Annotated in this window: 19 protein-coding genes; 10 read left to right on the top strand and 9 right to left on the bottom strand. The window is 74.2% G+C overall.

The annotated features are described in order from the left end of the window. Positions 1-138: 138 nt before the first annotated feature. Genes ASD18_RS09440 through ASD18_RS09415 form a run of 6 tightly spaced genes read left to right on the top strand, consistent with a single transcriptional unit; the run spans position 139 to position 6655 of the window. Positions 139-1287, top strand: coding sequence for a glycerophosphoryl diester phosphodiesterase membrane domain-containing protein (locus ASD18_RS09440; protein ID WP_056089790.1), 1149 nt, complete (start codon positions 139-141; stop codon positions 1285-1287). Then, positions 1284-1952: a DUF4129 domain-containing protein gene (locus ASD18_RS09435; protein WP_235522309.1), complete on the top strand. Its 669-nt coding sequence runs from the start codon at positions 1284-1286 to the stop codon at positions 1950-1952. The genes ASD18_RS09440 and ASD18_RS09435 overlap by 4 nt, the downstream gene beginning before the upstream one ends. Then, on the top strand, positions 1949-3157 hold the full coding sequence (locus ASD18_RS09430) for a DUF4350 domain-containing protein (protein WP_056089788.1): 1209 nt from the start codon (positions 1949-1951) through the stop codon (positions 3155-3157). Before ASD18_RS09435 ends, ASD18_RS09430 begins: the two co-directional genes overlap by 4 nt. 44 nt (positions 3158-3201) lie before the next feature. Next, a complete protein-coding gene (locus ASD18_RS09425; protein WP_156387991.1) occupies positions 3202-4164 on the top strand; it encodes a MoxR family ATPase in 963 nt (320 codons plus the stop codon). A gap of 1 nt (position 4165) precedes the next feature. Beyond that, on the top strand, positions 4166-5458 hold the full coding sequence (locus tag ASD18_RS09420; RefSeq protein ID WP_056089784.1) for a DUF58 domain-containing protein: 1293 nt from the start codon (positions 4166-4168) through the stop codon (positions 5456-5458). A 33-nt stretch (positions 5459-5491) separates the two neighbouring features. Beyond that, positions 5492-6655 (top strand): winged helix DNA-binding domain-containing protein, encoded by a 1164-nt coding sequence (locus tag ASD18_RS09415; RefSeq protein ID WP_082573711.1) that lies wholly within the window; start codon positions 5492-5494, stop codon positions 6653-6655. Here the strand turns inward: ASD18_RS09415 and ASD18_RS09410 are convergent, their stop codons facing one another. Further along, entirely contained in the window at positions 6656-7645 is a 990-nt protein-coding gene (locus ASD18_RS09410; protein WP_056089778.1) for a stage II sporulation protein M, read from the bottom strand. Positions 7646-7695: 50 nt separating this feature from the next. Here ASD18_RS09410 and ASD18_RS09405 point away from each other — a divergent pair, with 50 nt between their 5' ends. Continuing rightward, entirely contained in the window at positions 7696-8511 is an 816-nt protein-coding gene (locus tag ASD18_RS09405; protein WP_056089775.1) for an RDD family protein, read from the top strand. Here the strand turns inward: ASD18_RS09405 and ahcY are convergent. The 5 genes from ahcY to ASD18_RS09380 form a co-directional block, all read right to left on the bottom strand. Further along, positions 8505-9995: an adenosylhomocysteinase gene (gene ahcY, locus ASD18_RS09400; protein WP_056089770.1), complete on the bottom strand. Its 1491-nt coding sequence runs from the start codon at positions 9993-9995 to the stop codon at positions 8505-8507. The two genes, ASD18_RS09405 and ahcY, sit on opposite strands and share 7 nt — an antisense overlap. 152 nt (positions 9996-10147) lie before the next feature. Continuing rightward, positions 10148-10345 carry a Trm112 family protein gene (locus ASD18_RS09395; RefSeq protein ID WP_056089767.1) on the bottom strand — a complete coding sequence of 66 codons (198 nt, stop codon included), beginning with the start codon at positions 10343-10345 and terminating at the stop codon, positions 10148-10150. Next, positions 10345-11808: a phosphomannomutase/phosphoglucomutase gene (locus tag ASD18_RS09390; protein ID WP_369817261.1), complete on the bottom strand. Its 1464-nt coding sequence runs from the start codon at positions 11806-11808 to the stop codon at positions 10345-10347. Before ASD18_RS09390 ends, ASD18_RS09395 begins: the two co-directional genes overlap by 1 nt. Positions 11809-11859: 51 nt before the next feature. Next, on the bottom strand, positions 11860-12135 hold the full coding sequence (locus tag ASD18_RS09385; protein WP_056091946.1) for a hypothetical protein: 276 nt from the start codon (positions 12133-12135) through the stop codon (positions 11860-11862). Position 12136: 1 nt separating this feature from the next. Continuing rightward, entirely contained in the window at positions 12137-12508 is a 372-nt protein-coding gene (locus tag ASD18_RS09380; protein WP_056089764.1) for a DUF3499 domain-containing protein, read from the bottom strand. A gap of 75 nt (positions 12509-12583) precedes the next feature. On the opposite strand from ASD18_RS09380, the gene ASD18_RS09375 reads away from it, so the two are divergent. Then, positions 12584-13081 (top strand): metallopeptidase family protein, encoded by a 498-nt coding sequence (locus tag ASD18_RS09375; RefSeq protein ID WP_369817260.1) that lies wholly within the window; start codon positions 12584-12586, stop codon positions 13079-13081. A 12-nt stretch (positions 13082-13093) separates the two neighbouring features. Further along, positions 13094-13969 (top strand): glycosyltransferase family 2 protein, encoded by an 876-nt coding sequence (locus ASD18_RS09370; RefSeq protein ID WP_056089761.1) that lies wholly within the window; start codon positions 13094-13096, stop codon positions 13967-13969. A 1-nt stretch (position 13970) separates the two neighbouring features. On the opposite strand, the gene ASD18_RS09365 is transcribed toward ASD18_RS09370, so the two are convergent. From ASD18_RS09365 to ASD18_RS09355, 3 genes are all read right to left on the bottom strand, one after another. After that, positions 13971-15632: a DUF5719 family protein gene (locus ASD18_RS09365; RefSeq protein ID WP_056089760.1), complete on the bottom strand. Its 1662-nt coding sequence runs from the start codon at positions 15630-15632 to the stop codon at positions 13971-13973. Next, positions 15629-19141, bottom strand: coding sequence for a glycosyltransferase family 2 protein (locus ASD18_RS09360; RefSeq protein WP_056089759.1), 3513 nt, complete (start codon positions 19139-19141; stop codon positions 15629-15631). Before ASD18_RS09360 ends, ASD18_RS09365 begins: the two co-directional genes overlap by 4 nt. A 66-nt stretch (positions 19142-19207) precedes the next feature. Beyond that, positions 19208-19537 (bottom strand): WhiB family transcriptional regulator, encoded by a 330-nt coding sequence (locus ASD18_RS09355; RefSeq protein ID WP_056091941.1) that lies wholly within the window; start codon positions 19535-19537, stop codon positions 19208-19210. Positions 19538-19869: 332 nt separating this feature from the next. On the opposite strand from ASD18_RS09355, the gene ASD18_RS09350 reads away from it, so the two are divergent. Further along, positions 19870-24303: an Ig-like domain-containing protein gene (locus ASD18_RS09350; protein ID WP_056089756.1), complete on the top strand. Its 4434-nt coding sequence runs from the start codon at positions 19870-19872 to the stop codon at positions 24301-24303. Positions 24304-24362: the final 59 nt, after the last annotated feature.

The following is a 24362-nucleotide window of genomic DNA, read 5'->3' as shown; positions in this document are numbered from 1 at the left end:
GCGACGACACGGGCGCACAGATCACCCGGTCGCGCGCCGTCGGGGGCGCCCGCCGTGGCACGATGAATCCTCCGCGGGGGCACGCCACGGCACCCCCCGAACCACCTGCACGACCACAGCCGAGGGAGCCGCGCTCGCATGACGAGCCCGCACGACGACGTCCCGCAGCCGCCGACCTGGGCGGCGCCCGCGGGGACGGGGACGCCGCCGCCGCCGGAGCACGTGCCGCAGCCGGGGCCGGCCGCGCCGCCGCAGCCCCCGCCGCCGCCGTCGGGCTGGGGTCAGCAGCCCCCCGGCGGGTACGGCTCCTGGGGACCCGCCGCACCGCCGCCGCCCGGGGTCGCCTGGCGCCCGCAGGCGCTGCAGCCCGGGATCATCCCCCTGCGACCGCTCGGGATGGGCGAGATCTACGACGGCGCCTTCCGGGCGGTCCGTGCGAACCCGCGCGTGATGTTCGGGCTCGCCGCGCTCGTGGTGACCCTTGCCGTCACGATCCAGTCGATCATCCAGTGGTACGTCACGGGTCTCGTCGCGCCGCAGCTGTCCGACCTGTCCAGCGAGGTGGACCCGTCCGGGCAGATGGGGTTCGCCGAACAGCTGGGCTCGTCCGCGGGCCTGCTCATCTCCACCCCCGTGACCGCGCTCGCCACGACGATCCTCACCGGTCTGCTCATCGTGTCGGTGAGCCGCTCGGTGCTCGGCCAGGTGGCCACCGTCGGCGAGGTGCTGCGCTCGTGGCGCGTCTGGCTCGTGGTCGGCTTCACGTTCCTGAGCGGGGTCGCCGTCCTCGTCGTGGCCTCGGTGCTGACCACGGGTGTCGTCCTCCTCGCGGTGAACGACCAGATCGGGCCGGCCGTGCTCCTGGGCCTCGCCGGGGGGTTCGCGTTCGTGGTCGCCGCCGTCTGGTTCTCCACCCGGACGCTGCTGGTGCCCCCGGCGCTGATGCTCGAGGGCAAGAAGTTCTGGCCCACGGTGGCGCGGGCGTGGCGCCTGACGCGCGGGAGCTTCTGGCGTCTGTTCGGCATCTACCTGCTGACCAGCATCCTGGCCGGGATCATCGCGCAGATCATCGTCTTCCCGGCCACGCTGATCGCCCAGCTGGTGCTGCGCGACCCCACCGCGACGTCGTTCGGCTCCTTCGTGGTGATCGGGATCGCCAACGTCATCGCCTCGACCCTCTCGACCACGTTCGTGTCGTCCGTCGTCGCCCTGCTCTACATCGACGTGCGCATGCGCAGGGAGGGCCTGGACGTGGAGCTCGCACGCGCCGCGGAGTCCGCGGCGTGATCCTGCCTGCCGGGCTGACGGTCGGCGTCCCGGTCGAGCCTGATGCCGCGACCGGGCGGCGCTGGGCGACCGAGGAGCTGCTCGACCCCGTCTACCACCAGCAGCGCTCGCTGCTCAGCCGGCTGTGGGACTGGCTGGCGGAGCAGCTGGCGGGACTGCAGACGCCGGCCGCGATCGATCCGTTCGCGGTGCTGGTGGTGGTCGGCATCATCGCGGCCGTCGTGGTGGTCGCGTTCCTCGTGGCGGGCCCGGTACGCGTCTCGCGGCGCGGCTCGTCGGACCGCCGGGTCCTCGACCACGACGACGCGCGCACGGCGGAGGAGATCCGGGCCGCCGCCGAGGCCGCCGCGTCACGGGGCGACTGGGCGCTCGCGGTGCTGGAGCGCTACCGGGCGATCGTGCGGGGGCTCGAGGAGCGCACCGTGCTCGAGGAACGGGTGGCCCGCACCGCGCACGAGGCCGCGCTGGCCGCCGCCGCACGGTTGCCGTCGCTGGGCGACGACCTAGTCGCGGCCGGACGGACGTTCGACGACGTGGCGTACGGCGACGAGCCGGCCACGGCGGACGACGAGCGCAGGCTGCGTGAGCTCGACGGTCGCGTCCGGGACACCCGTCCGACGACGCCCACCGGCGTGGCCGACCTCGCCGTGGCGGCACCCCGATGAGCGCACCCACCGTGACCACCGCGCACGCACCCGTGGTCGGAGACGGGACGTCGGTGCGCAGCCGGTCGGCCCGGCGCTGGCGGCGCGCGCGGTGGTGGCTCGCCCTGCTCGGGCTCGTCGTGGTCGCCGGCCTCCTGTCCGCCCTGCCCGAGCCGCGGACGTCGACGCTCACGCTCGCCCCGGACAACCCCGGCGACCTCGGCGCGCGCGCCGCCGCACAGATCCTCGGGCGGCAGGGCGTCGACGTCCGGTACGTGCGGCACATCGCGGAGGTCCGGTCCCTCGCGGCTCCCGGCTCGACGGTGCTCGTCGTCGGCGACTACCTGCTCGACGCTGACCAGATCGACGTGCTCGACGCCACGGGTGCCGACCTGGTGATGGTCGACGCAGGGTGGGCGCTCGGGCTGCTGACCGACACGATCGCGGCGGGCGGGGGCACCGGGGGCGTGCCCGAGGTCCGCTCGGCCGCGTGCGACGACCCGGACGCCGTGGCGGCGGGATCGATCACCGCGCGGGGCTCCCTGCAGGCCACCGGGCCGGGCGCGGTCGTCTGCTTCCCCGCCGCCGGGACGGACACCGACGTCGGCGGCGCGTACGCGGTGACCGAGTCGGACGGTCGCCGGATCGTCGCGCTCGCCGACGTCGCGCCCCTGACCAACGAGCACCTCGCCGAGCAGGGCAACGCCGCGCTCGTGCTGCGTGCGCTCGGCCGGCACGAGCAGCTCGTCTGGTACATCCCCTCGCTCGACGACGTCGGCGCGGGCGACGGGTCCACCGACGCCGCTCCCGGCCAGCTCCTGCCCCCGGTCGTCCCGATCCTGGCGCTACAGCTCGTGCTCGTCGTGGTCGTGGCCGCCCTGTGGCGGGGGCGGCGGCTGGGACGGCTGGTGACCGAGAAGCTGCCGGTGGTCGTCCGGTCCGGCGAGACGACGAGGGGCCGCGGCCGGCTGTACCGGCGGGCCCGGTCCTACGGGCACGCGGCCGCCGCCCTGCGCGCCGGCGCGGCCGCGCGCAGCGCCGCCCGGCTCGGGCTCCCCCGCTCCGCTCCGGCCCCCGTGGTCGTCGGCGCCGTCGCGCGGGCCACCAGCCGCCCGGCACAGACCGTCGAGGCCCTGCTGTACGGACCCCCACCGACCGACGACCGCGGGCTGGCCCAGCTGGCCCGTGACCTGGACCATCTCGAGAGCGAGGTTCACCGAACGTGAGCGACCAGAGTCCCTCCTGGGGAACGACTGCACCCACCGCCCAGCTGCACCACCCGTCCGAGGAGCTGCGGGCCGCCCTGGGCACCGTGCGCGCCGAGGTGGCCAAGGCGGTCGTCGGGCAGGACGCGGCCGTCAGCGGCCTCGTCATCGCGCTGCTCTGCCGTGGTCACGTGCTGCTCGAGGGCGTGCCGGGCGTCGCCAAGACGCTCCTCGTCCGGGCGCTGTCGGCTGCTCTCGACCTGCAGACCAAGCGCGTGCAGTTCACCCCCGACCTCATGCCCGGCGACGTGACCGGCTCGCTGGTCTACGACGCCCGCACCGCCGAGTTCTCGTTCCGCGAGGGTCCGGTGTTCACCAACCTGCTGCTGGCGGACGAGATCAACCGGACGCCGCCGAAGACGCAGGCGTCGCTGCTCGAGGCCATGGAGGAGCGGCAGGTGTCCATCGACGGCACCCCGCGCCCGCTGCCCGACCCGTTCCTCGTCATCGCGACGCAGAACCCGGTCGAGTACGAGGGCACGTACACGCTCCCCGAGGCGCAGCTCGACCGGTTCCTGCTCAAGCTCGTGCTCCCGCTGCCGGAGCGCGACGAGGAGATCGAGGTGCTGAGCCGGCACGCCGCCGGCTTCGACCCGCGCGACCTCGCCGGGGCCGGCCTGCGCCCCGTGGCGACGGCGGACATGCTCGCCCGCGCCCGGGCCGAGGTGGCGCGCGTGCAGGTGGCCCCCGAGGTGCTCGGCTACGCGGTCGACGTCTGCCGGGCCACCCGCCGGTCGCCGTCGCTCTCGCTCGGCGTCTCCCCCCGTGGCGCGACCGCGCTGCTGGCCACGTCGCGCGCGTGGGCGTGGCTGTCCGGCCGGGGCTACGTGACGCCCGACGACGTCAAGGCCCTCGCCCACCCGACGCTGCGGCACCGGGTGCAGCTGCGCCCCGAGGCCGAGCTCGAGGGCGTCAGCACGGAGAGCGTGCTGGACACCGTGCTCGCGTCCGTGGCCGTCCCCCGCTGACGTGGCCGTCACCTGGCGCGCGGTCGTCCTGGCCGCGCTCGGGCTCCCGGTGGTGCTCCTGGTGCCCGCCACCGGGACCGTCCTGCTGTGGGCGCTGCTCGTCGTGGTCGCCTGCGCGGTGGACGTCGCGCTGGCCGCGTCGCCCCGGGAGGTCGGGGTCCGCCGGGACGTCCCGGCGTCGGTCCGTCTGACGGAGCCGTCGTCGTCCACGCTGACCCTGTCCCACCTGGGCCGACGCCGGCTGCGCGGCGTCGTGCGTGATGCATGGCCGCCGTCGTCCGGCGCGCAGGTCGACCGGCACCGGCTGGACGTCGCGCCGGGCGAGGGCGCCCGGGTGCGCACCGTCCTGGTGCCGACCCGGCGCGGCGACGCGCACGCCGACCGCGTCACGATCCGCACCCTCGGCCCGCTCCGGCTGGCGGGCAGGCAGGCCTCGCTCACCGTGCCGGGGCGGCTCCGCGTCCTGCCCGAGTTCGCGTCGCGGCGGCACCTGCCCAGCCGGCTCGCGCGCCTGCGGGAGCTGGACGGGCGCGCGGCGGTCCAGGTGCGCGGTCCGGGGACGGAGTTCGACTCCCTGCGCGAGTACGTGATCGGCGACGACGTGCGCTCCATCGACTGGCGCGCGACGGCCCGCCGCTCGGACGTCGTCGTGCGCACGTGGCGTCCGGAGCGCGACCGTCGCGTGCTCATCGTGCTCGACACCGGACGCACGTCCGCGGTCCGCGTGCTCGACGCCCCGCGGCTCGACGCGTCCATCGAGGCCGCGCTGCTGCTCGCCGCCCTGGCGACGAAGGCGGGCGACCGCGTCGAGCTCCTCGTCTTCGACCGCAAGGTCCGCGGCCGGGTGGCCAGTGCGACCGGTGCGCGCGTCATGGCCCAGTTCGCCGACACGTTGGCGCTCGCCGAGCCGGCGCTCGTGGAGACCGACTGGCCCGGGGTGGTGGCGCAGGTCCGCCAGCGGCTCAGCCAGCGCGCTCTGGTGGTGCTCCTGACCGCCCTCGACCCGGCGGCGGTCGAGCAGGGCCTGCTCGGCGTGGCCGGCCAGCTGACGGAGCGGCACCAGGTGGTCCTGGCCTCCGTGTCGGACCCCGAGGTCGACACCCTGCGCACGTCCCGCGACAGCGCCGCGGCGGTGTTCGACGCCGCGGCGGCGGAGCGCGTCGGGCTGGAGCGCGCCGCCGTGGCCGTCCGGCTGCGCCAGCGCGGCGCCGAGGTCGTCGACGCGCTGCCCGACGACCTCGCGCCCCGCCTGGCGGACACCTATCTCGCACTCAAGGCGGCCGGTCGGCTGTGAGGGCTGTGGGCGCTTCCGGGTAGGTTCCGGACCGTGCCCGACCTGCTCACCCGTGCCCACCTGAACCGTGCGCTGCTCGCGCGCCAGCACCTGCTCGAGCGTCGCCCCGGTCCCGCGATCGAGGTCGTGGACCACCTGGTGGGTCTGCAGGCGCAGAACGCGTGGTCGCCGTACGTCGGCCTGTGGAGCCGGGTCGAGGGGTTCCGCACCGAGGAGCTCGGTGCAGCGTTCTGGGACCGTTCCGTCACCCGGATCGCGGTGATGCGCAGCACGATCCACCTGGTCACGGCTGCCGACGCCTTGCTGCTGCCGGGCCTGATCGCGCCGCTGCACGCCAAGGACCTCCGGGTCAACGCGCAGCACGGCGCCGCGCTGCGCACGCTCGACCTCGCCGAGCTCACCGCCGCCGCCCGCGCCCTCGTCGAGGAGGAGCCCCGCGTGACCACCGCGCTGGGCCGGCTCCTCGGAGAGCGGTGGCCGGACGTCGCACCGAGCACGCTGGCCTACGCCGCGCGCGGGACGCTTCCCCTGGTGCAGGTACCGCCCCGGGGCGTCTGGGGTCGCTCCGGAGCGACCACCTGGACCACCGCGTGGGCCTGGCTGGGGCCGGAGCTCACCGCCGCGGCACCCGACCTGACCGATCCGCAGGTGCTCGCCGCCGAGCAGGAGCGGTTCGTGCGTCGCTACCTCGCCGCGTTCGGCCCGGCCTCCGTCGCTGACCTGCAGAGCTGGAGCGGGCTCACGGGGATGCGCGCCATGGTGGACCGCCTCGACCTCGTGCGGTACCGCGCCGATCCGTCCCCGGGGGCGGTCCGCGAGCGCGAGCTGCTCGACCTGCCGGGTGCCCCGCTGCCGGACCCGGACGCGCCCGCGCCCGTGCGGTTCCTGGCGGACTACGACAACGTGCTGCTCGGTCACGCCGACCGCACCCGGATCATCTCCGCCGAGCACCGCCCGTACCTGGCCAGCCCGAACGGGGTGGTCCCGGCCACCTTCCTCCTCGACGGGCGGGTGGCGGGGACGTGGGACGTGCCGCGCGACCGCAGGAGCGGCGGCACGGTCACGCTCACCGTGCGGCCGTTCGACCGCCCGACAGCCGCCCAGCGCGAGGAGCTGCAGGCCGAGGCCGAGGGTCTGGCCGAGCTCATGGCCGCCGAGGCGGACGTGCGTCTCGTCGTCGTGGTCGACCCGGGCTAGTCAGCCGGCGGTCGCGAGCACGTAGCCCGCGCGGTCCGCCTCGAGGTCGCCGGTGTGCCCGGCGCGGACGGCCCGCCGGCCGAGGACCAGCGTGTACGTCCAGAACGCTGCCAGGACGAGCACCCCGATGCTGACCTTGACGACCCACGGCAGGGCCGAGCCCGTCACGAAGCCCTCGACCAGGCCGGAGACCGCGAGGACGCCTACGAGCCCGATCGCCACCGTGAACAACGCGCGTGCCTCCTCGGCCAGCGCGCGCCCGCGCGTGCGGGGTCCGGGGTCGATCCAGGTCCAGAAGATGCGCAGCCCGGCGGCGCCGGCGACGAACACCGCGGTGAGCTCGAGCAGACCGTGCGGCGCGATGAGCTGCAGGAACACGTCCAGCTCCCCGTACGACGCCATCATGCCGCCGGTCGCCCCCACGTTGATCGCGTTGGAGGCCTGGAAGTACACCGGCCCGATCCCAGTGATCCCGGTGGCGATGCAGACGGCGGTCAGCCACGCGTTGTTGGTCCACACCATCGCCGCGAACCCCGCGCCCGGCGCGTAGTACTCCGCGAACGACTCCTCGACGTACTGCTCACGCTGGCTCGGGGTGCCCATCGACGCGAGCGCCTCGGGCTGCGTGGCCACCCAGACGCCCGCGGTGATGCTCAGGACGAGGAACGCCGCCATGACGCCGACCGTCCACCAGCGGATGCGGTACAGGGCCGCCGGCAGCGCGACCATGACGAACGCGGTGACGTCCCGCCAGCTCGGCTCGTGCGTGCCGGCGATCGCGGCACGTGCACGCCCGACGAGCATCGACAGGCGGGTCACCATCTCCGGGTCGGGCGCGGCCGACCTGACCGAGGACAGGTCCGTGGCGACGGCCTGGTAGAGCCGCACCAGCTCGTCGGCCTCGGCACCCGTGCGCCGCCGCTGACGCACCAGCGCGTCGAGCCGTGCCCAGTCGGCCGAGCGTGCCCGCTCGAAGGCGTCGAGATCCATGCCGCACAGCCTGCCATCCCGCGGGTGCGGCAGAGGCTAACCTGCGCACCATGGACGGCATCATCACGGGCGAGGGTGTCGTCCTCGACGCACGCCCGACCTCCGCGGCCACCCGCCTGCTCGCCGCGCTCCTCGACCTCCTGCTCCTGGCTGTCGTCGGCTTCGTGCTCCTGATCGCGCTGGGCGCGGTCGCCGGGGGCGTGTCCGAGGAGCTGGGACGCATCGCCGCCATCGTGCTGGTCGCCACGATCACGGTCGTGATCCCGACGACGGTCGACACGCTCACCCGGGGCCGCTCGCTCGGCAAGCTGGCGACCGGCATCCGCATCGTGCGCGACGACGGCGGTCCGCTGGTGTTCCGGCAGGCCCTGATCCGGGCGCTCGTCGGCTTCGTGGAGCTGTGGCTCACCCTCGGCACGGTCGCGCTGATCACGTCGATCGTGCACCCGCAGGGCAAGCGCGTCGGCGACATCCTGGCCGGCACCTACGCCGTGCGCGTGCGCGGCGCGGCGAAGGTGCGTGTGCCGCTGGTCATGCCGCCGCACCTCGCCGGCTGGGCGCACTCCGCCGACCTCGCCCGGCTGCCGGACGGGCTCGCGCTCTCGGTGCGCCAGTTCCTGGGCCGGACCGCGTCCCTGCACCCCGCGTCCCGGGTGCAGCTGGGCTCGCAGCTGACGGCCGAGGTGCAGCGCTACGTCAACCCGCTGCCCCCGCTCGGCACGCACCCGGAGGCGTTCCTCGCGGCCGTCCTCGCGGAGCGCAGGGACCGCGAGCTCACCGCCCGGCTGCGCGCGGACCAGCGGGACGCCGTGGAGTCGTCACAGCTGCACCGACTCCCCCACGGCGTCCCGGATCCCGCTCAGTAGCGGTAGTGGTCCGGCTTGTACGGGCCGGACGCGTCGATCCCCAGGTACTCGGCCTGCTCCTTGCTGAGCTCGGTGAGCCGGACCCCGAGGGCGTCCAGGTGCAGCCGCGCCACCTTCTCGTCCAGCACCTTGGGCAGCCGGTACACCTCGCGGGCGTAGTCGCCGGGCTTGGTGAACAGCTCGATCTGGCCGATCACCTGGTTGGAGAACGAGTTGCTCATCACGAACGAGGGGTGCCCGGTCGCGTTGCCGAGGTTCAGCAGACGACCCTCGGAGAGCACGATGATCGAGCGCTCGGGACCGACCTCGTCGGCCGGGAACGTCCACTCGTGCACCTGAGGCTTGATCTCCGTGCGCGTGATCCCGGGCACGGCGGCGAGCCCGGCCATGTCGATCTCGTTGTCGAAGTGGCCGATGTTGCCGACGACCGCCTTGTTCTTCATCCGGGCCATCTGCGCGGCGGAGACCACGTCCTTGTTGCCCGTGGTGGTGATGACGAAGTCGGCCTGGTCGATGACGTCGTCCAGGCGGGTCACCTGGTAGCCGTCCATCGCCGCCTGGAGGGCGCAGATCGGGTCCACCTCGGAGACGATCACGCGCGCACCCTGCCCGCGGAACGCCTCGGCGGCGCCCTTGCCCACGTCCCCGTAGCCCGCGACGAACGCGACCTTCCCGCCCATGAGCACGTCGGTGGCCCGGTTGATCCCGTCGGGCAGCGAGTGCCGGATGCCGTACTTGTTGTCGAACTTCGACTTGGTCACCGAGTCGTTCACGTTGATGGCCGGGAACAGCAGCTGGCCGGCCTCCGCGAGCTGGTAGAGCCGGTGCACGCCGGTGGTGGTCTCCTCGGTGACGCCCGTGATGTCCGCGGCGATCGTCGTCCACCGCTGCGGGTCGGCGGCGAGCGAGCGGCGCAGCGTGCCCAGGACGACGGTGAGCTCCTCGGAGTACCCCGGCTCCCCCGGCTGCGGGTCGGACGGGACCGCGCCGGCGGCCTCGTACTCGACGCCCTTGTGCACCAGGAGCGTGGCGTCGCCGCCGTCGTCGAGGATCATGTTCGGGCCGGTGCCCCCGGGCCACACGAGGATCTGCTCGGTGCACTCCCAGTACTCCTCGAGCGACTCGCCCTTCCAGGCGAACACCGGCACGCCGGCCGGCTGCTCCACCGTCCCGTGCGGGCCGACGGCGACCGCCGCGGCGGCCTCGTCCTGCGTCGAGAAGATGTTGCAGGACGCCCAGCGGACCTCCGCGCCGAGCGCCACGAGCGTCTCGATGAGGACGGCGGTCTGCACCGTCATGTGCAGCGAGCCGGCGACGCGAGCACCGGCGAGGGGCTGCGTGGGGCCGAACTCGTCCCGCAGGGCCATCAGGCCGGGCATCTCGTGCTCGGCGAGGCGGATCTGGTGGCGGCCGGCCTCGGCGAGGGACAGGTCGCGGACCTTGTACTGGCCGGGAAGTTCAGAGAACGACGTGGACACAGACATCTCACTCCTGCGGGGTTCCGGTGACGTGGGCGGGCGCGACGCAGCAGGGCTTGCGCCCTGGTCGTCCGCGCCGGCGCGACCCCTCTCGGTCTGCGGGCATCACCCACGCCGTCCGGGACATGCTAGCCCTGGGTGAGCGGCGTCACACGGCGTCAGCCGCGAGTGACGGGTACGCCCTCGTCCACCAGCAGCACGGGGATCCCGTCACGCACCGGATAGGCGACCGGGTTCACCGGGTCCGTCGAGACCAGGGTCGGCTCACCGTCGGGCCCGACGCCGTCCACCAGCGTCGCCCCCGTCGCCGGGCAGCGCAGGAGCTCGCGCGCCCAGGGCTCCAGCGTCCGGCCCATCAGGACTCACCGTCCTGGCGCACCAGGGCCAGCACGTCGTCGCGCACCTTCTCCATGATGTCCTCGTCGGCGGCCTCGACGTTCAGCCGCAGCAGCGGCTCGGTGTTGGAGGCGCGCAGGTTGAACCACCACTGCGGGTGGCCGTCCCAGTGGGAGACCGTCAGGCCGTCCATCTCGTCGACCTGCACCGGACCGGCGCCCTGCTGCGTCACGTACGCCTCGATCACGCGCTCACGCGCGGCGGCGACGTCGGTGACGCGGGAGTTGATCTCCCCGCTGGCCGAGTACGGCTGGAACTGCTCGGACAACGCCGACAGCGGGTGCGGCTGGCCACCGAGCGCCGCGAGCACGTGCATCGCCGCGAGCATGCCGGTGTCGGCGAAGAAGAAGTCGCGGAAGTAGTAGTGCGCGCTGTGCTCGCCGCCGAACACCGCGTCGTGCTCGGCCATCTGCGCCTTGATGAACGAGTGGCCGACGCGGGTGCGGACGGTCGTCGCTCCCGCCGCGCGCAGCAGGTCCGGCACCACCTGGGACGTGATGAGGTTGTGGATCACGGTCGGCGTGCGGCCGGCGGCGCGCTCGCGCTCCACCTCACGCAGGCCCACCAGCGCCGTGATGGCCGACGGGCTCACCGGGTCGCCGTGCTCGTCGACGACGAAGCAGCGGTCCGCGTCGCCGTCGAACGCCAGCCCGAGGTCGGCGTCGTGCTCGACGACCGCCGCCTGCAGGTCCCGCAGGTTCTCGGGCTCGAGCGGGTTGGCCTCGTGGTTGGGGAACGTGCCGTCCAGCTCGAAGTACAGCGGCACGATGTCCAGCGGCAGCGTGGGCAGGCCCGCGCCGGTGCCGAGGACCGCCGGTGCGGTGAAGCCGCCCATGCCGTTGCCTGCGTCGACGACCACCTTGAGCGGCCGGATGCCGGAGAGGTCCACCAGCGAGCGCAGGAACGAGGCGTACTCCGTGAGCATGTCGCGGTCCTCGACGGTGCCGCGCTGCGCGGCGTCGACCTCCGGGACCGAGCCCGCGAGGTAGTCGCCGGCCAGCTCGCGCACCGTGGTGAGCCCGCTGTCCTGGCCCACGGGGCGCGCGCCGGCACGGCAGAGCTTGATGCCGTTGTACTGCGCCGGGTTGTGGCTCGCCGTGAACATCGCGCCCGGGATGCCCAGGGCGCCGGAGGCGAAGTAGAGGCCGTCCGTCGACGCCAGACCGATCAGGAGGACGTCCACGCCCCGGGCGGCCAGCCCATCCGCGAACGCACCGACGAGCTCGGGACCCGAGGGCCGCATGTCGTTGGCGATGACCACGCGGGGGCGGTCCGTCGCCTCGGGGAGCACCACGACGTCGGCGAACGCGGCACCGATCGCGCGGGCGACGGTGGGGTTGAGCTCGTCGGGGACGACCCCGCGGACGTCGTAGGCCTTGATGAGGGCAGACAGATCGACACGGTCGGCAGCAGGGGAGATCACGCCGTCATCGTACCCGGGGCCTTCCGGGCCACGACCAGGACCGGGACCAGGTCAGGCGTCCCCGCCGACGATCTCGTCCCGGTCGAGCGGGATCCCGCTCCCGTCGAGGGGGAACCAGTTGCGCTGCTCGCAGGACGGGCAGGACACGAAGACCACCTGACGGCCGTCCGTGAGAGCCATCCGGATCCGGGTCAGGTCGGTGGCACCGCAGCGCAGGCATGCGTCGGTGCCGGGCACGCCCGGGCCGGAGGGCTGGCTGATGGAGCCGAGGGGCTCGCCCGCCCGCTCGGCGCGCGCACGCGCGGCCTCTCCCTTGCGGCGGGCCACGTCAGCCCTCGCCACGCAGCACGCGCAGGTGACCGCGGCGAGGTGCCTCGTTCAGGACCGCGCCGACAGCCTCGGGCAGCGCGACGGGCTCGGGCTCGATCCGCCTCCCCGCCTCCCGCACCGCGTCGGCCAGCGCCAGCAGGTCGTCCCGGCTCGGCGGAGCGGGGGTGAACTCGGGCGTCAGCCGGACGACCTCCCAGCCGCGGGGGGCCGTGAGGCGTTCCGCGTGCTCGATGCACAGGTCGTACGAGTGGGGCTCGGCGTGCTGCGCCAGAGGACCCAGCACCGCGGTCGAGTCGGCGTACACATAGGTCAGCGTGGCCACGGCCGCACGGCCGCATGCCGTGCGGGAGCACTGCCTCACGGATCTCACGCGCTGACGGTACTCCCGGGCGCGGACAGGCCGTGCCCCCCACGCCGTCGGCCGTGCGCGATCTACAGTGCTGAGGTGAGCTCTGCACCCCCGCCGCCCGCCCGCCGAGCCCCCGGTGTCGGCCGCCGCACCCTGGCGCTCCCCACGACGACGATCGCCCCCGTGCGCCGCCGCGACCGGCGCGGACGTGGACCCCGGGGGCCGCTGCTGCCCAGCACGATGCCCGCCTACCGCACCCGCGCCGAGCGGTTCGACGACCTCGTGCTCGATGCCGTCGAGCGGATCGAGCGCACCTGGGCACGCCAGCTGGTGGGGACGGAGTTCGCCGTCGAGGACGTGCCGCCGTCCAACCCGGCGCCGTGGGAGCACGGCGGGGTCCCGCTCGGTCGCTACTTCCCGTCCGACGCCGGGCTCCCGGCGCGCATCGTCGTCTACCGCCGTCCGGTCGAGTCGCGGGCCACCGATCCCCTCGACCTCGCCGACCTGGTGCGCGACGTGGTCGTCGAGCAGGTGGCCCACCTGCTCGGGAGGTCGCCCGACGACGTGGATCCGCACTACGGCGACGCCCACTAGCCTGTCCGGACGATGAGCACCGCCGTCCCGCCCCCGCCCACGCCAGCCTCCGATGTCCGCGTCGTCTGCGTCGTCTACCACCCCGGCGACGAGCTCGCGATGTTCGCCCGCACCCTCGCCGCTGCGTCCGCCACGCCGGCCGAGCTGGTGATCGTCGACAACGGCTCCGATCCCACCGTCGCCCGCGCGGTGGCCGACGAGTTCGGGGCGCGGCTCGTCGCCACGGGGTCGAACCTGGGCTACGGCGGCGGCGCCAACCTGGGCGCGGCAGGCGCCGAGGCACGGTGGATCGTCGTCGCCAACTCCGACATCGAGTGGCAGCCGGGGTCGCTGGACGACCTCGTCGCGGCCGCCGAGGCAGCGCCCACCGCGGGGTCGGTCGGCCCGGCCCTGCTCAACACCGACGGCACCGTCTACCCCTCGGCGCGTGAGCTGCCGTCGCTCACCCAGGGCGCTGGGCACGCGCTGTTCGTCAAGGTCTGGCCCGGCAACCCGTGGACGCGCCGGTACCAGGCGCACCAGCAGAACGCCGGCGGCCAACGACCGGCCGGGTGGCTGTCCGGTGCGTGCCTGCTGCTGCGGCGCGAGGCGTTCGAGGCCGTGGGCGGGTTCGACGACGGCTACTTCATGTTCTTCGAGGACGTCGACCTCGGGGAGCGCCTGGGACGCGCGGGGTGGATCAACCTCTACGTGCCGCAGGTCCAGGTCACGCACGTCGGCGGGACGTCCTGGCGCGCCAAGCCCGCGCCGATGATCTCGGCGCACCACGCGAGCGCGGCTCGGTACGTGCACCGCCGGTACCCACGCTGGTACCAGTGGCCGGTGCGGCAGGCGGCGGTGCTCGGGCTGCGGCTGCGGGAGCGCTCGGAGCTGCGCACCGCCCGCTGAGTCAGCGGGTGCCGAGCCTCGGGTCCTCGCGGACGGCGACGTCCGGGGTGAGGCGCGGCACCGGTACCGGGTCGAGCACGGACACGAGCCAGCCGTCCGCCTGGTCGACCGCGGCCACCATCGCCCAGGCGAGCGCGACCGTCGAGCCGTCGTCCGTGACGAGGTCGACGCCCACCACTCCCGCGACGGCCGCAGGCGGACCCGGCACCACCGCGGGGTCGGGCGCGGCGGCCTGGCCGGTCCCGGTGGCCAGGTCGTCGACCCACCAGGCGCCCGTCGTCCCGGCGTCCAGCACCAACGTCCGCTCGGCCAGCACCACGCCGTCGGCCCCGAGCAGCCGGACCGAGCCCGTCGCGACGCCGTCCGCGCTCGGGTCCGCGGCACCGGACACGGCCCCGACGACGAGCATCCCGCGGGTCCCGCTCGGGACGGCCACCACGCCGCTGCGCCCGACGGCGGTCGACGCCGCCCACGCGCGCTCGACGCTCGGGAGGTCGTCCAGCTCGCCGACCGCACCCGGGCGCGTCACGACGGCCGAGGCCAGGACGGGCTGGTCGGCGTCGACGACCACCGTGTAGGAGCCCGCGGGCAGCCCGCCCAGCGGCACGTCGGTCACCTCACCGGCCACCAGCGCCACCTCGTCCGCACCGGGGAGCTCCGTGACGCCCCCGGGGCCGAGCAGCGTGACGCGGGCGGTGGTGGCGACGGTGCCGGGCACCAGGAGCCGGAGCGCGGAGGCGGTCACGTCACCGACCGCCGAGGCGGACACCGCGACGCCGGGGACCACCTGGCGGCGGGCGGGGGCAGCACCGGGCACGACCAGGTCGGTCCCTGCGGGCGTGAACCCGTCGATCGCGGAGTCCTGCACGTGCACCCCGACCCGTCCCCCGGTCGCGGTCACGTGCACCGCCACCCGGCGCTGCTCGGCCGCGATCCCGCCGAGGACCACCACGCGGGAGGCGCCGGGCGCGACGAGGTACCGCTCGCCCGTGAGGTCGACCGGGCCCGACGGGCCCCAGATCGCGAGGGTGACCTCGGCGGGCGTCGACCCGGCGTTGTCCAGGACCAGCTGCGCGGTGCTGGACAGGTCGGTGGCCCCGCCGAGCAACCACGCGTCGGCCGTCGGCTGCTGGCAGGAGGCGGCGGAGAGCCCCCGCAGGTCGCCCGCGGTCACCAGGCCGGCGCTCGCGGCGGCCACCCGGGCGGGGGCATCAGCACCCGGCTCGGCGCGGACCACCACCGGGCCGGTCACGCCGGGGACGACCGCCGAGTCACCTCCGGCGTCGAGCGTCGTCGTCGTGGTCGAGCGGTCGAGCGGTCCCAGGGTGCCGGCGGAGCCGCCGTCGTGGTCCGGCACCGAGGTCACCGCCGTGACGGCGGTGACCGGGTCCACCGGGGTGGGGTCGAAGGCGGAGTCCCCCCGGCCGGTGTCGTCGGGCTGGATCAGCGGTCCGGCGCACACGAGCGTCGACACCGAGGCGGGGACGGAGATCTGTGCCGGCGGGACGGGGTCGCCTGCGGTGCCGCCGGGCAGGCGCGCCCCGGCCACGATCGCGGCCGTCAGCCCGAGTACCGCGAGGCCGGACGCGGCACGGGCCGTCCGTCCCAGCCAGACCTGCATCCGCGTCGGACCGGTCTCGTCGATGACGTCTCCCCCGCTCATGCCCGGGCTCCCCGGCGTCGCCGCACGGGGACGGCCAGGAGGATCGTCACCAGGGCGACCACGCCCTGGAGGACCAGCCACGGTGTGCGCTCCGGGCTGTCGTACCGGACGACGAGCTCACCGCCGTCGGCCCCGACGGCGAACGCCTGCCGCCACCCGCCGTCGACCGAGCGCAGAGACCGGCCGTCGAGCCAGGCGTGCCAGCGGGCGTCGGCGCGCTCGGCGAGGACGAGCACGCGGTCCTCGCCGCCCGGCGCCACCGTGGAGTCGACCGCCCGGTCGGCGGACGGCACCGCCACGGCGGCCACGGCGGGGTCCGTGACGTCTGCCCCGGCGGGCACGAGACGAGCCCACGCAGGCAGGGCGGTCGGGGCGGCGGCGCCGGCCACGGTCGCGGTCGCCTGCACCCGCCACAGCGTCCCGGTCACGTTCCTGGTCACCCGCTCGAGGCCGGCGGTCGAGTCGAGCCTGCTCACCAGCTCGTCGAGCTGCGTGGCGGCGACCTCGGGGTCGACGGCGCCGACGTCCTCGGGCAGGGGCGGCACCAGCACGTCGGCAACTCCCAGCGCGGCCAGCTCCCCCGCCACGTCGCCGGTCGCCGCCGACGCGAGCCGGGCGACGAGCTCGTCGACCTCGCTGGTGGCGACGTCGGCGGGGACCACGTCCGGGGTGAGCAGGTCGCCGCTCAGCGTGCGGGTCGACTCGGCCGCGGCCTGGTCCACCAGCTCGGGGCCGTCGCCGCGCAGCAGCTGCCACGTCACGGTCGCGGCCTCGGGGTCCTGCGTCGGCTCGAGGCTCACCGCGAGCACACGCGACGACAGCTGCGACGCCTGCGCCTGGAGGCCGACCGCGGGCACGATCGAGCGCTCGACCGCCCGCAGCCCGACCGCGTCTCCGCTGCGCGCCTGCCATGTCCACGTGCCGAGCCAGGCGACGGGAACGACGACGGCGGCGAGCGTGACGACCGCGACGAGAGGCTGCCGCCACCCGAAGGTGTAGTGCGCCAGGCGCTCGCGCAGCCGGTCCGCGCCGATGACTGCGGCCGCCAGGAACCCCGCGCCCGCGAGCGAGAGCGCGGGTCCTGCCCAGCCGTGGACGACCACCGAGTCCGAGATCCCGACGGGGACGGCCACGGAGATCGTCGCGGCCGCGGCACCGAGCGCCGCGACGACCCACGCACCCCGCACGGCACGGGCCACGGGGGCGCCACGCAGCAGGGCGAGCACCGCCAGGAGCAGGACGACCGCTCCCAGCGCGAGGGGCCAGGCCTCGGCCAGCGGCGCCGGAAGGACGTCCGGGACGAGCGACGACGCGTCCGCCGGGACTCCGAGCAGCCGGCTCACCGGGTCCGCCGCGGTGGATCCGCCCGGCAGCCCCGGGTCGGCGATCAGCAGACGCCAGCCCTCGAGCCCTCGCCGTCCCGCCTCGAGAAAGGTAGGACCCAGCAGGGCGAGCGCGGGGAGCGCCACGAGCAGGACCCGTCCGCGACGACGCGGCGCGCACAGGGCGACGACGCACAGGGCGAGCACCCCGGGAACGAGCAGCGCGGGCGACCCGGCGACGACGACGGCGAAGGCGATCGCCGCTCCGGCAGCGGCCGAGATGGAGCCGGTGGGGTCGGGAGCACCGACGCGCTCGGGCGTCGCAGGCACGTCGCCCACGGCTGCCGGGGTGTCTGCCGACGCCCGGGGCGTGGGAACCGTCGGCGTGCCGCGGACGGGCGTCTCGACATCGACCTCGTCGTCGTCGTGTCGCGCGGTGGCCACGCCGGAGAGCACCTGGTCGACGCGCTGCACCCCCACCGCCCGCGCGAGCCCGAGGGCCACCCAGGGCAGTGCGACGTGCGCGACGACCGCGCCCAGGCGTCCGTCACCGAGGCTCAGCAGGAGCGCGGGGGCGCCGGCCCACACGACCGCGGCCCAGCCGCGGACGGCGACCGAGCGCGTCGCGGCACCCGCGGCCGCCCACGCCCCCAGACCGGCCAGGACGACCGACCCGAGCAGGAGCACCGCCACGGCGGTCGTCGTCGAGCCGCCGGCGAGGGCCGTCGGGACGAGCAGGGCGGTGAGCAGCGCGTCCGCCGGGCCGGGTCCACCGAGCCCGTCCGCGACCCACCCGGACGTGGCTGCCGACCAGAGGTCGCCGAGTCGCGCGGTGGACGGCAGGAGCGCGTCGCCGACGAGCCTCCCACCGCCGACGACGCCCGCGACGAGCGGACCGAGCGCCACCCCCGCGACCACGACGAGGAGCCCGGCGACCACGGCGAGCGTGGTGCGGCGGCGGGTGGCAAGAGTGGCGAGCTCGCGCAGCTCGAGCTCGCTGGGGGCCTGGACCACCCGGCGGGCCTCGGCGCGCGCGAGCCGACGGTCCCGGGACTGCGACCACACGTCGCGCCAGCCGGCCTGCAAGGGACGCAGCGTGCGCCGGGGCAGACGGCGGCTCCGCGTCGCACCCAGCCGGGCGCGGGCCACTCCGTCCGGGCGGGCGAGCGCCGCGAGCGCCGCCCGCACCTCGTCGACGGCCAGGCCCGGCTGCTTCGCGGCGAGCCTGCCGAGCGCGCGCACCACGGACGCGACCAGCGCGAGGACGACCACCACGGGCACGAGCGGGAGCGGTGCGGAGACGAGTCTGCTGTGCACCAGCGCCCGTCGGCGCGCCGCGAACGACCGGCGCGGATCGGCGCGGTCGTCCTCGCCGTCGCCGTCGCGGTCGACGGGCACGCCGGCGACGTCGCCGGAGGTCGAGCGCAGCCCGAGGTAGCCCGCCTGGGCGTGGCGGACCACGGCCGACGGGACGACGATCACACGGTGGCCCGCCAGCCGGGCGCGCCGCGACAGGTCGAACCCGTCACCGAACGGGCCCAGGATCGGGTCGGTGCCGCCGAGGTCGTCCCAGGCGTCGCGCCGGACCAGCGCGCCGGCGATCCCGACCCCCAGCACGTCCTCCCGACCGTCGTGCTGGCCCTGGTCCAGCTCGCCGGGCTCGACGTCGGTCATCCGCCGGCCCGAGCGCGACGAGCGCAGACCGACCTCGAGCAACCGCTCCGGATCGGTCCACGTGCGCTGCTTGACGCCGGCGACCGCGACCGACGGGGCGTGACCGACCGCGCGGACCAGCTCGGACAGGGCGGTCGCCGCGGGAGCGCTGTCGTCGTGCAGGAGCCAGAGCCAGGTCGTCGGCGGTGCGTCGTCGACCGTGAGGCCACGGCGGACGGCCTGCCCGAACGAGCGGACGCCGGGCGCGCGCACGAGCCGCAGCGCCGGAGCCGCAGAGCCGGTGATGTCGGCGAACGAGCCGTGCAGCAGCTGCTCGACGGAGTCGTCGGCCGCGTGGGCGACGTCGACCACCAGGACCCGGAGCGGGCGGCGCGTCTGCACGGCGAGGGCCGCGAGCGTCGTGGCGAGGTACGGGGTCAGACCGCGGGTGACGACGACCGCGGACACCGGCGTCGTCACCGGTGTCGGGGAGGTCGCGGTGGGCAGGTCCACCGGCAGGAGCGTGTCAGTCATGCTCGGGACATCATGCCGCCGCGCGGGACGAGGCCCGCGCGCGACACTCCCGCCCGGCGCAGGACGTCAGACGACACGCCGCTTGAGCTTGCGCCGCTCCCGCTCGGACAGCCCGCCCCAGATGCCGAAGCGCTCGTCGTTCTGCAGTGCGTACTCGAGGCACTCGGAGCGCACGTCGCACCCCGTGCACACCTTCTTGGCCTCACGCGTCGAGCCGCCCTTCTCGGGGAAGAACGCCTCGGGGTCGGTCTGGGCGCACAGCGCGCGCTCCTGCCACCCCATGGGGCCCTCGTCCTCGAGGGCGCCGAAGATCGGCAGCACGTTGGAGGCGTGCGTCTGTGCACTCCTCCGTGCGTCCGAAGGGAAGATCTCGTCGTTGTCGAGCAGGTTCCACATGCGTGCCTCCGTGCGGTCCTCGTGCTGGTTCATCTGCTCGTTCAGGGGCTCGGCGTGCGACGCTCTCTCTGGTGCGCCGCGGGTGGTGCTCGCTCATGAATCCGTTCTAAGGAATTACACGCGTGTCGTTCGCGTTGGTCAAGCGGGGACGTGGTAGTTGTCCGGTTTTGTCGGGTGAACTTGGTGAAGATCGGTCGCCCGGGCGTGTCTGGTTGCTCCGGTGCAGTGACGAACAGTTGCCTGAGGTCAAGAAGTCCTGACCGGGTGCCGATGGGGTGGTGCGCGGGGGCCAGATCCCCCGCGGACCGAGCCCGCACCCGAGGGGAACCACTGTGCAGCTGTCGCTCCGCCGAGCAACCGCCTTCGTCGCCGTCAACGTCCTGGCAGTCGGCCTGCTGAGCGCGGTCGGTGTCGCGCCCGCCGCCGCTGTCGCGCCGACCGACCCTCCCGTGCTGACCGCCCCCGCGGACGGGCCGGGCAACCCCGTGCTCGCCTGGGACGCGGTCCCCGGTGCGACGACGTACCGGGTGGAGGTGTCGACGAGCTCGACCTTCGCTACGGCCGGCCGGATCTACCTGACCGACACCTATGCGCTGCACGCGACGCCGCCGACGGACCTGCCCCTCGGCACGATCTACTGGCGCGTCGCGGCCCTCACCGGTGCCGACCTGGGGCCCTGGGCTTCTGACGAGTTCACCAAGACGTCGGCCACGGCCCCCTCGGCCGTCTCGCCCGCGGACCTGGCCAGCCTGGCCTACCCCGACGAGACCCCGACGCTGCGGTGGAGCGTGCTCACCGGCGTCAAGGGCTACGAGGTCGAGCTCGACGACGAGGACGGGTTCGTCGCGGCGCAGTCGTTCAGCACGGCCAACACCTCCCTCGCCCTCACCACGCCGCTGACGCTGGGCAAGTCCTGGTACTGGCGGGTCCGCGGGGTCTCGGCGACCACCGGCGTGACGACCGCCTGGTCGACGCCGCGGTCCTTCACGGTGGTCTGGGGCGACGCCCTCGGCCAGCCGACCCTGCTCGGCGCAGGCGAGGTGAACGAGCAGTTCAACGAGATCCAGGACATCAAGTTCACCTGGACGCCGGTGCGCGGCGCGAAGGCCTACCTGCTCCAGGTGAGCCCGAACGGCGACTTCGCGAACAACATCAAGGACAGCGTGGTGGTCCGCGGAACGCAATACTCGCCGGCCGCGACCTACGTGGCCGGTGGCTACTACTGGCGCGTCCAGGCCATCGCCAGCGCCACCGGCGCCACCGGCCAGGCCGGCCCGTGGTCCGCGGTCGGCCAGTTCCAGCGCGGCTGGTCCGACAAGCCCGTACCCCTGCGCCCGATCGGCGGCGCCGAGGTCTCGGCGTCCAGCTTCCGGCTCGCGTGGGACGGCGTCGCGCACGCCGCCTACTACGAGGTGAGCATCAGCACGGACCCGAACTTCAGCTCCGGGGTCACCACGTGCCAGACGCTGCACACCTCCTTGACGCCGCACGCCGTGACGACCACGCCGAAGCCGAGCGCGACGGTCGGCGCCGACTGCACGTTCGAGCCGAACCCGGGTGCCGTGTACTACTGGCGCGTCCGCGCCATGGACACCCCGCCCAGCACGACGACCCCGGTGCAGGGCGTGTACTCCAACCGCGAGAGCTTCACGTTCGACCAGGCCGTGGTTCGGCCGATCTCGCCGGTCAACAACGTCACCGTCACCGCTCCCGTTCTCTCGTGGACGCCGCTGGCCGGCTACCACCGCTACCAGGTCACGCTGATCAAGGACGGCGTCGGTTCCCAGAAGACGGTCGGGACGACGTCGGCCACCACCTGGTCGCCCACCAACGTCAACGACACCAACCTCGGCGCGGGCACCTACGAGTGGTGGGTCCAGGGGGTCTCGGCCGACGGTGCGATGACGCCAGTCGCGGGCTCCTCCGGCCGGGGTCGGTTCGTCGTGACCGACCCGACGACCACGTCGCCCTCCATCGGCACCCTGGCCGTGGCGACGCCGCCGCTCCTGCAGGACTCGCCGAGCATGACGTGGACCCCGGTCACCGACGCGAAGTACTACCGCGTCTACTACGCACCGGCCGCGTCCAACACCTTCCAGGAGCTCACCAAGTCCCAGGAGAAGCTGCCGCAGGCGGCCTACACGTACACCGAGGCCCTCTCGGCCGGCGGGTGGCGCTGGTTCGTCCGGGCGTTCAACAAGGACGACGGCCAGATCGCGCAGTCGGGGGTCGCCACCTTCACGGTCACCGAGAGCCCGTTCGTGACCTACGTCGCCCCGGCGAACGGCTCGAGCCAGCCCGACGTCCCCGAGCTTCGGTGGGCGCCGTCGCCCGATGCCGACAGCTACACCGTGTGGCTGGCGACCGACAAGAACTTCACGAACGTCGTGCGCAAGTACTCGACCCACTTCACCTCGATCACCCCGCGGGAGTCACTGCCGGACAACACCGCTCTGCAGTCGTACTACTGGTACGTCCAGGTCTGCCGCTCCGACGTCACCTGCGGCCCCGGCCCCCAGGCGGCGTACGAGGCGAACGAGGCGAACATCTCCGCGTTCCGGAAGGTGAGCCCCGCGCCGGTGCTCGACCCCACCCCGGTTCCCGTCGTCGACCAGGTCGCCTTCTCGTGGGCGGACTACTTCCCGGCCGGCCTCCCGCAGGGCAGCACCGCACCCGGGGCGAAGGCCTACCGGATCGACGTCGCGAGTGACGCCTCGTTCGCGACGATGGTCGACACGGCCACGGTGGACCAGCCGTTCTACGCCCCGTGGGCCAAGACCTACCCCGACGGGACCTACTACTGGCGCGTGCAGGCCCTCGACGCGTCCTCGCAGGTGCTGACCAGCAGCGTCCCGGCGACATTCACCAAGTCGTCGTCCGCACCCGTGACCCGGCCCGTCACCGTGGTCAACGGTCTGCCGTCGCTGTCCTGGACGGCGCTGAGCTACGCCGGGACGTACACGGTCGAGCTCTACCGCGGCACGGACTCCACCTACCCGCTCGCCAACCGGATCCGCACCGACATCACCGCGTACGCCGCCTTCACCCCGGACAAGTCGCTGGGCCTCGGCAGCTACACGTGGCGCGTGCGGAAGAACGACATCGGCGGGTTCGCCGGCCAGTGGTCGTCCGGGGACGGCTTCACGGTCGGCGCGTCGGTGCCGGCACTGCTCGCGCCCGACGACGCGGCCCGCCCGACCTCGAACGACGTCGTCTTCCGCTGGTCGCCCGTGACGGGGGCCTCGGCCTACCGCTTCGAGGTCAGCACGGCGGCGAACTTCGCCACGATGCTGGAGTCGCCGAAGACCGTCACCACGTCGTGGGCGTCGCCCAAGTACTTCGTCGACGGGACTCCCTACTTCTGGCGGGTCGTTGCGCTGGACGGCGCGGACAATGCCATCGGCACCTCGGCGGTGCGCACGTTCACCAAGAACGAGGTGACCGTCACCCTCACCAGCTCCGCCAACCCGGCCGCCTCCCGGCAGTCGGTGACCCTGGGCGCCACGGTCGTCCGCAGCGGGAAGCTCCCCACCGGCAAGGTCACGTTCTACGACGGCGCGACCAAGCTCGGGGAGAGCACCCTCTCCTCGGGCGTGGCCACGTTCGCGACGACCACCCTGGGCGTCGGGACCCACCAGCTGACCGCGGTGTGGGTGGGCGACGCCAGCTCGGCCGCCACGACCTCCGACCCCCTGGAGCAGACGATCACCCCGGCGGGAGCGGCCTACACGCCCGTGACCCCGACGCGGGCCATGTCGTTCGAGTCGGTCCCCGGCGGCCAGACGTACACGCTGCAGCTCGAGGGGGCACCCGTCGGGGCGACCGCCGTGGCGCTCAACGTCACGGTGGCCAACCCGAGCTCGAACACCTACGTGTCCGCCTGCCCGGGTGGCACCTCGACGACGGACTGCAAGAAGTCGTCGAACGTGAACCCCTACGCGGGACGCAACACCCCGAACATGGTGATCGTGAAGCTGGGCGCCGACGACACGGTGACCTTCTACAACGACGCCGGTGTCGTCCAGCTCATCGCGGACGTGCAGGGCTGGTTCGTCGAGGGTGGGACCGGCGGGGCGACCTACGCCCCGGTGGCCCCGACGCGCGCGATGTCGTTCCAGAGCATCGGTGCCGGGCAGATGTACACGCTCACGCTCCCGAACGTGCCCGCGGGCGCGACCGCCGTTGCGCTCAACGTCACCGCCGCCAACCCGACGTCCAACACCTACGTGTCGGCGTGCCCGGGTGGTACGGGCCTGACGATCTGCAAGAAGTCGTCCAGTCTCAACCCCTACGCGGGCGCCAACACGCCCAACATGGTGATCGTCAAGCTGGGCACCGGCGGGAAGGTGTCGTTCTACAACGACGCCGGCACCGTCCAGCTCATCGCGGACGTCCAGGGCTGGTTCGTCGACGGCACGGCTGACGCGTCGTACCTGCCCACCGAGCCGACGCGCGCGATGGCGTTCCAGAGCGTGGCCGCCGGCAAGACGTACACGCTGACGCTCCCCGACGCCCCTGCGGGAGCGACGGCCGTGGTGTTCAACGTGACCGCCGCGAACAGCACCGCCAACACCTACGTCTCCGCCTGCCCGGGCGGGACGGTCGTGACGGACTGCAAGAAGGCGTCCAACCTCAACCCCTACGCCGGCCGGAACATCGCGAACCTCGTGATCGTCAAGCTCGGCACCGGGAACAAGGTGACGTTCTACAACGACTCCGGCACCAGCCAGCTGATCGCCGACGTCCAGGGGTGGTACGTCCAGTAGCCCTCCGCCGCCCCACCACCGACCGCCGGTCCGACCTCGTCGGGCCGGCGGTCGGCGTC

The organism is Cellulomonas sp. Root137 (assembly GCF_001426725.1).
Classification (GTDB): Bacteria; Actinomycetota; Actinomycetes; order Actinomycetales; family Cellulomonadaceae; genus Cellulomonas.
The sequence above is the reverse complement of the archived record's forward strand: the minus strand, read 5'-3'. Positions and strand labels throughout refer to the sequence as shown.

Excerpts from the sequence above, each read along its gene's own strand:
- ahcY (WP_056089770.1), bottom strand. The coding sequence starts at position 9,995 with ATGTCTGTGTCCACGTCGTTCTCTGAACTTCCCGGCCAGTACAAGGTC.
- ASD18_RS09370 (WP_056089761.1), top strand. The coding sequence starts at position 13,094 with ATGAGCACCGCCGTCCCGCCCCCGCCCACGCCAGCCTCCGATGTCCGC.
- ASD18_RS09405 (WP_056089775.1), top strand. The coding sequence starts at position 7,696 with ATGGACGGCATCATCACGGGCGAGGGTGTCGTCCTCGACGCACGCCCG.
- ASD18_RS09440 (WP_056089790.1), top strand. The coding sequence starts at position 139 with ATGACGAGCCCGCACGACGACGTCCCGCAGCCGCCGACCTGGGCGGCG.
- ASD18_RS09360 (WP_056089759.1), bottom strand. The coding sequence starts at position 19,141 with ATGACTGACACGCTCCTGCCGGTGGACCTGCCCACCGCGACCTCCCCG.
- ASD18_RS09395 (WP_056089767.1), bottom strand. The coding sequence starts at position 10,345 with ATGGGCCGGACGCTGGAGCCCTGGGCGCGCGAGCTCCTGCGCTGCCCG.
- ASD18_RS09410 (WP_056089778.1), bottom strand. The coding sequence starts at position 7,645 with ATGGATCTCGACGCCTTCGAGCGGGCACGCTCGGCCGACTGGGCACGG.
- ASD18_RS09365 (WP_056089760.1), bottom strand. The coding sequence starts at position 15,632 with ATGAGCGGGGGAGACGTCATCGACGAGACCGGTCCGACGCGGATGCAG.
- ASD18_RS09430 (WP_056089788.1), top strand. The coding sequence starts at position 1,949 with ATGAGCGCACCCACCGTGACCACCGCGCACGCACCCGTGGTCGGAGAC.
- ASD18_RS09355 (WP_056091941.1), bottom strand. The coding sequence starts at position 19,537 with ATGTGGAACCTGCTCGACAACGACGAGATCTTCCCTTCGGACGCACGG.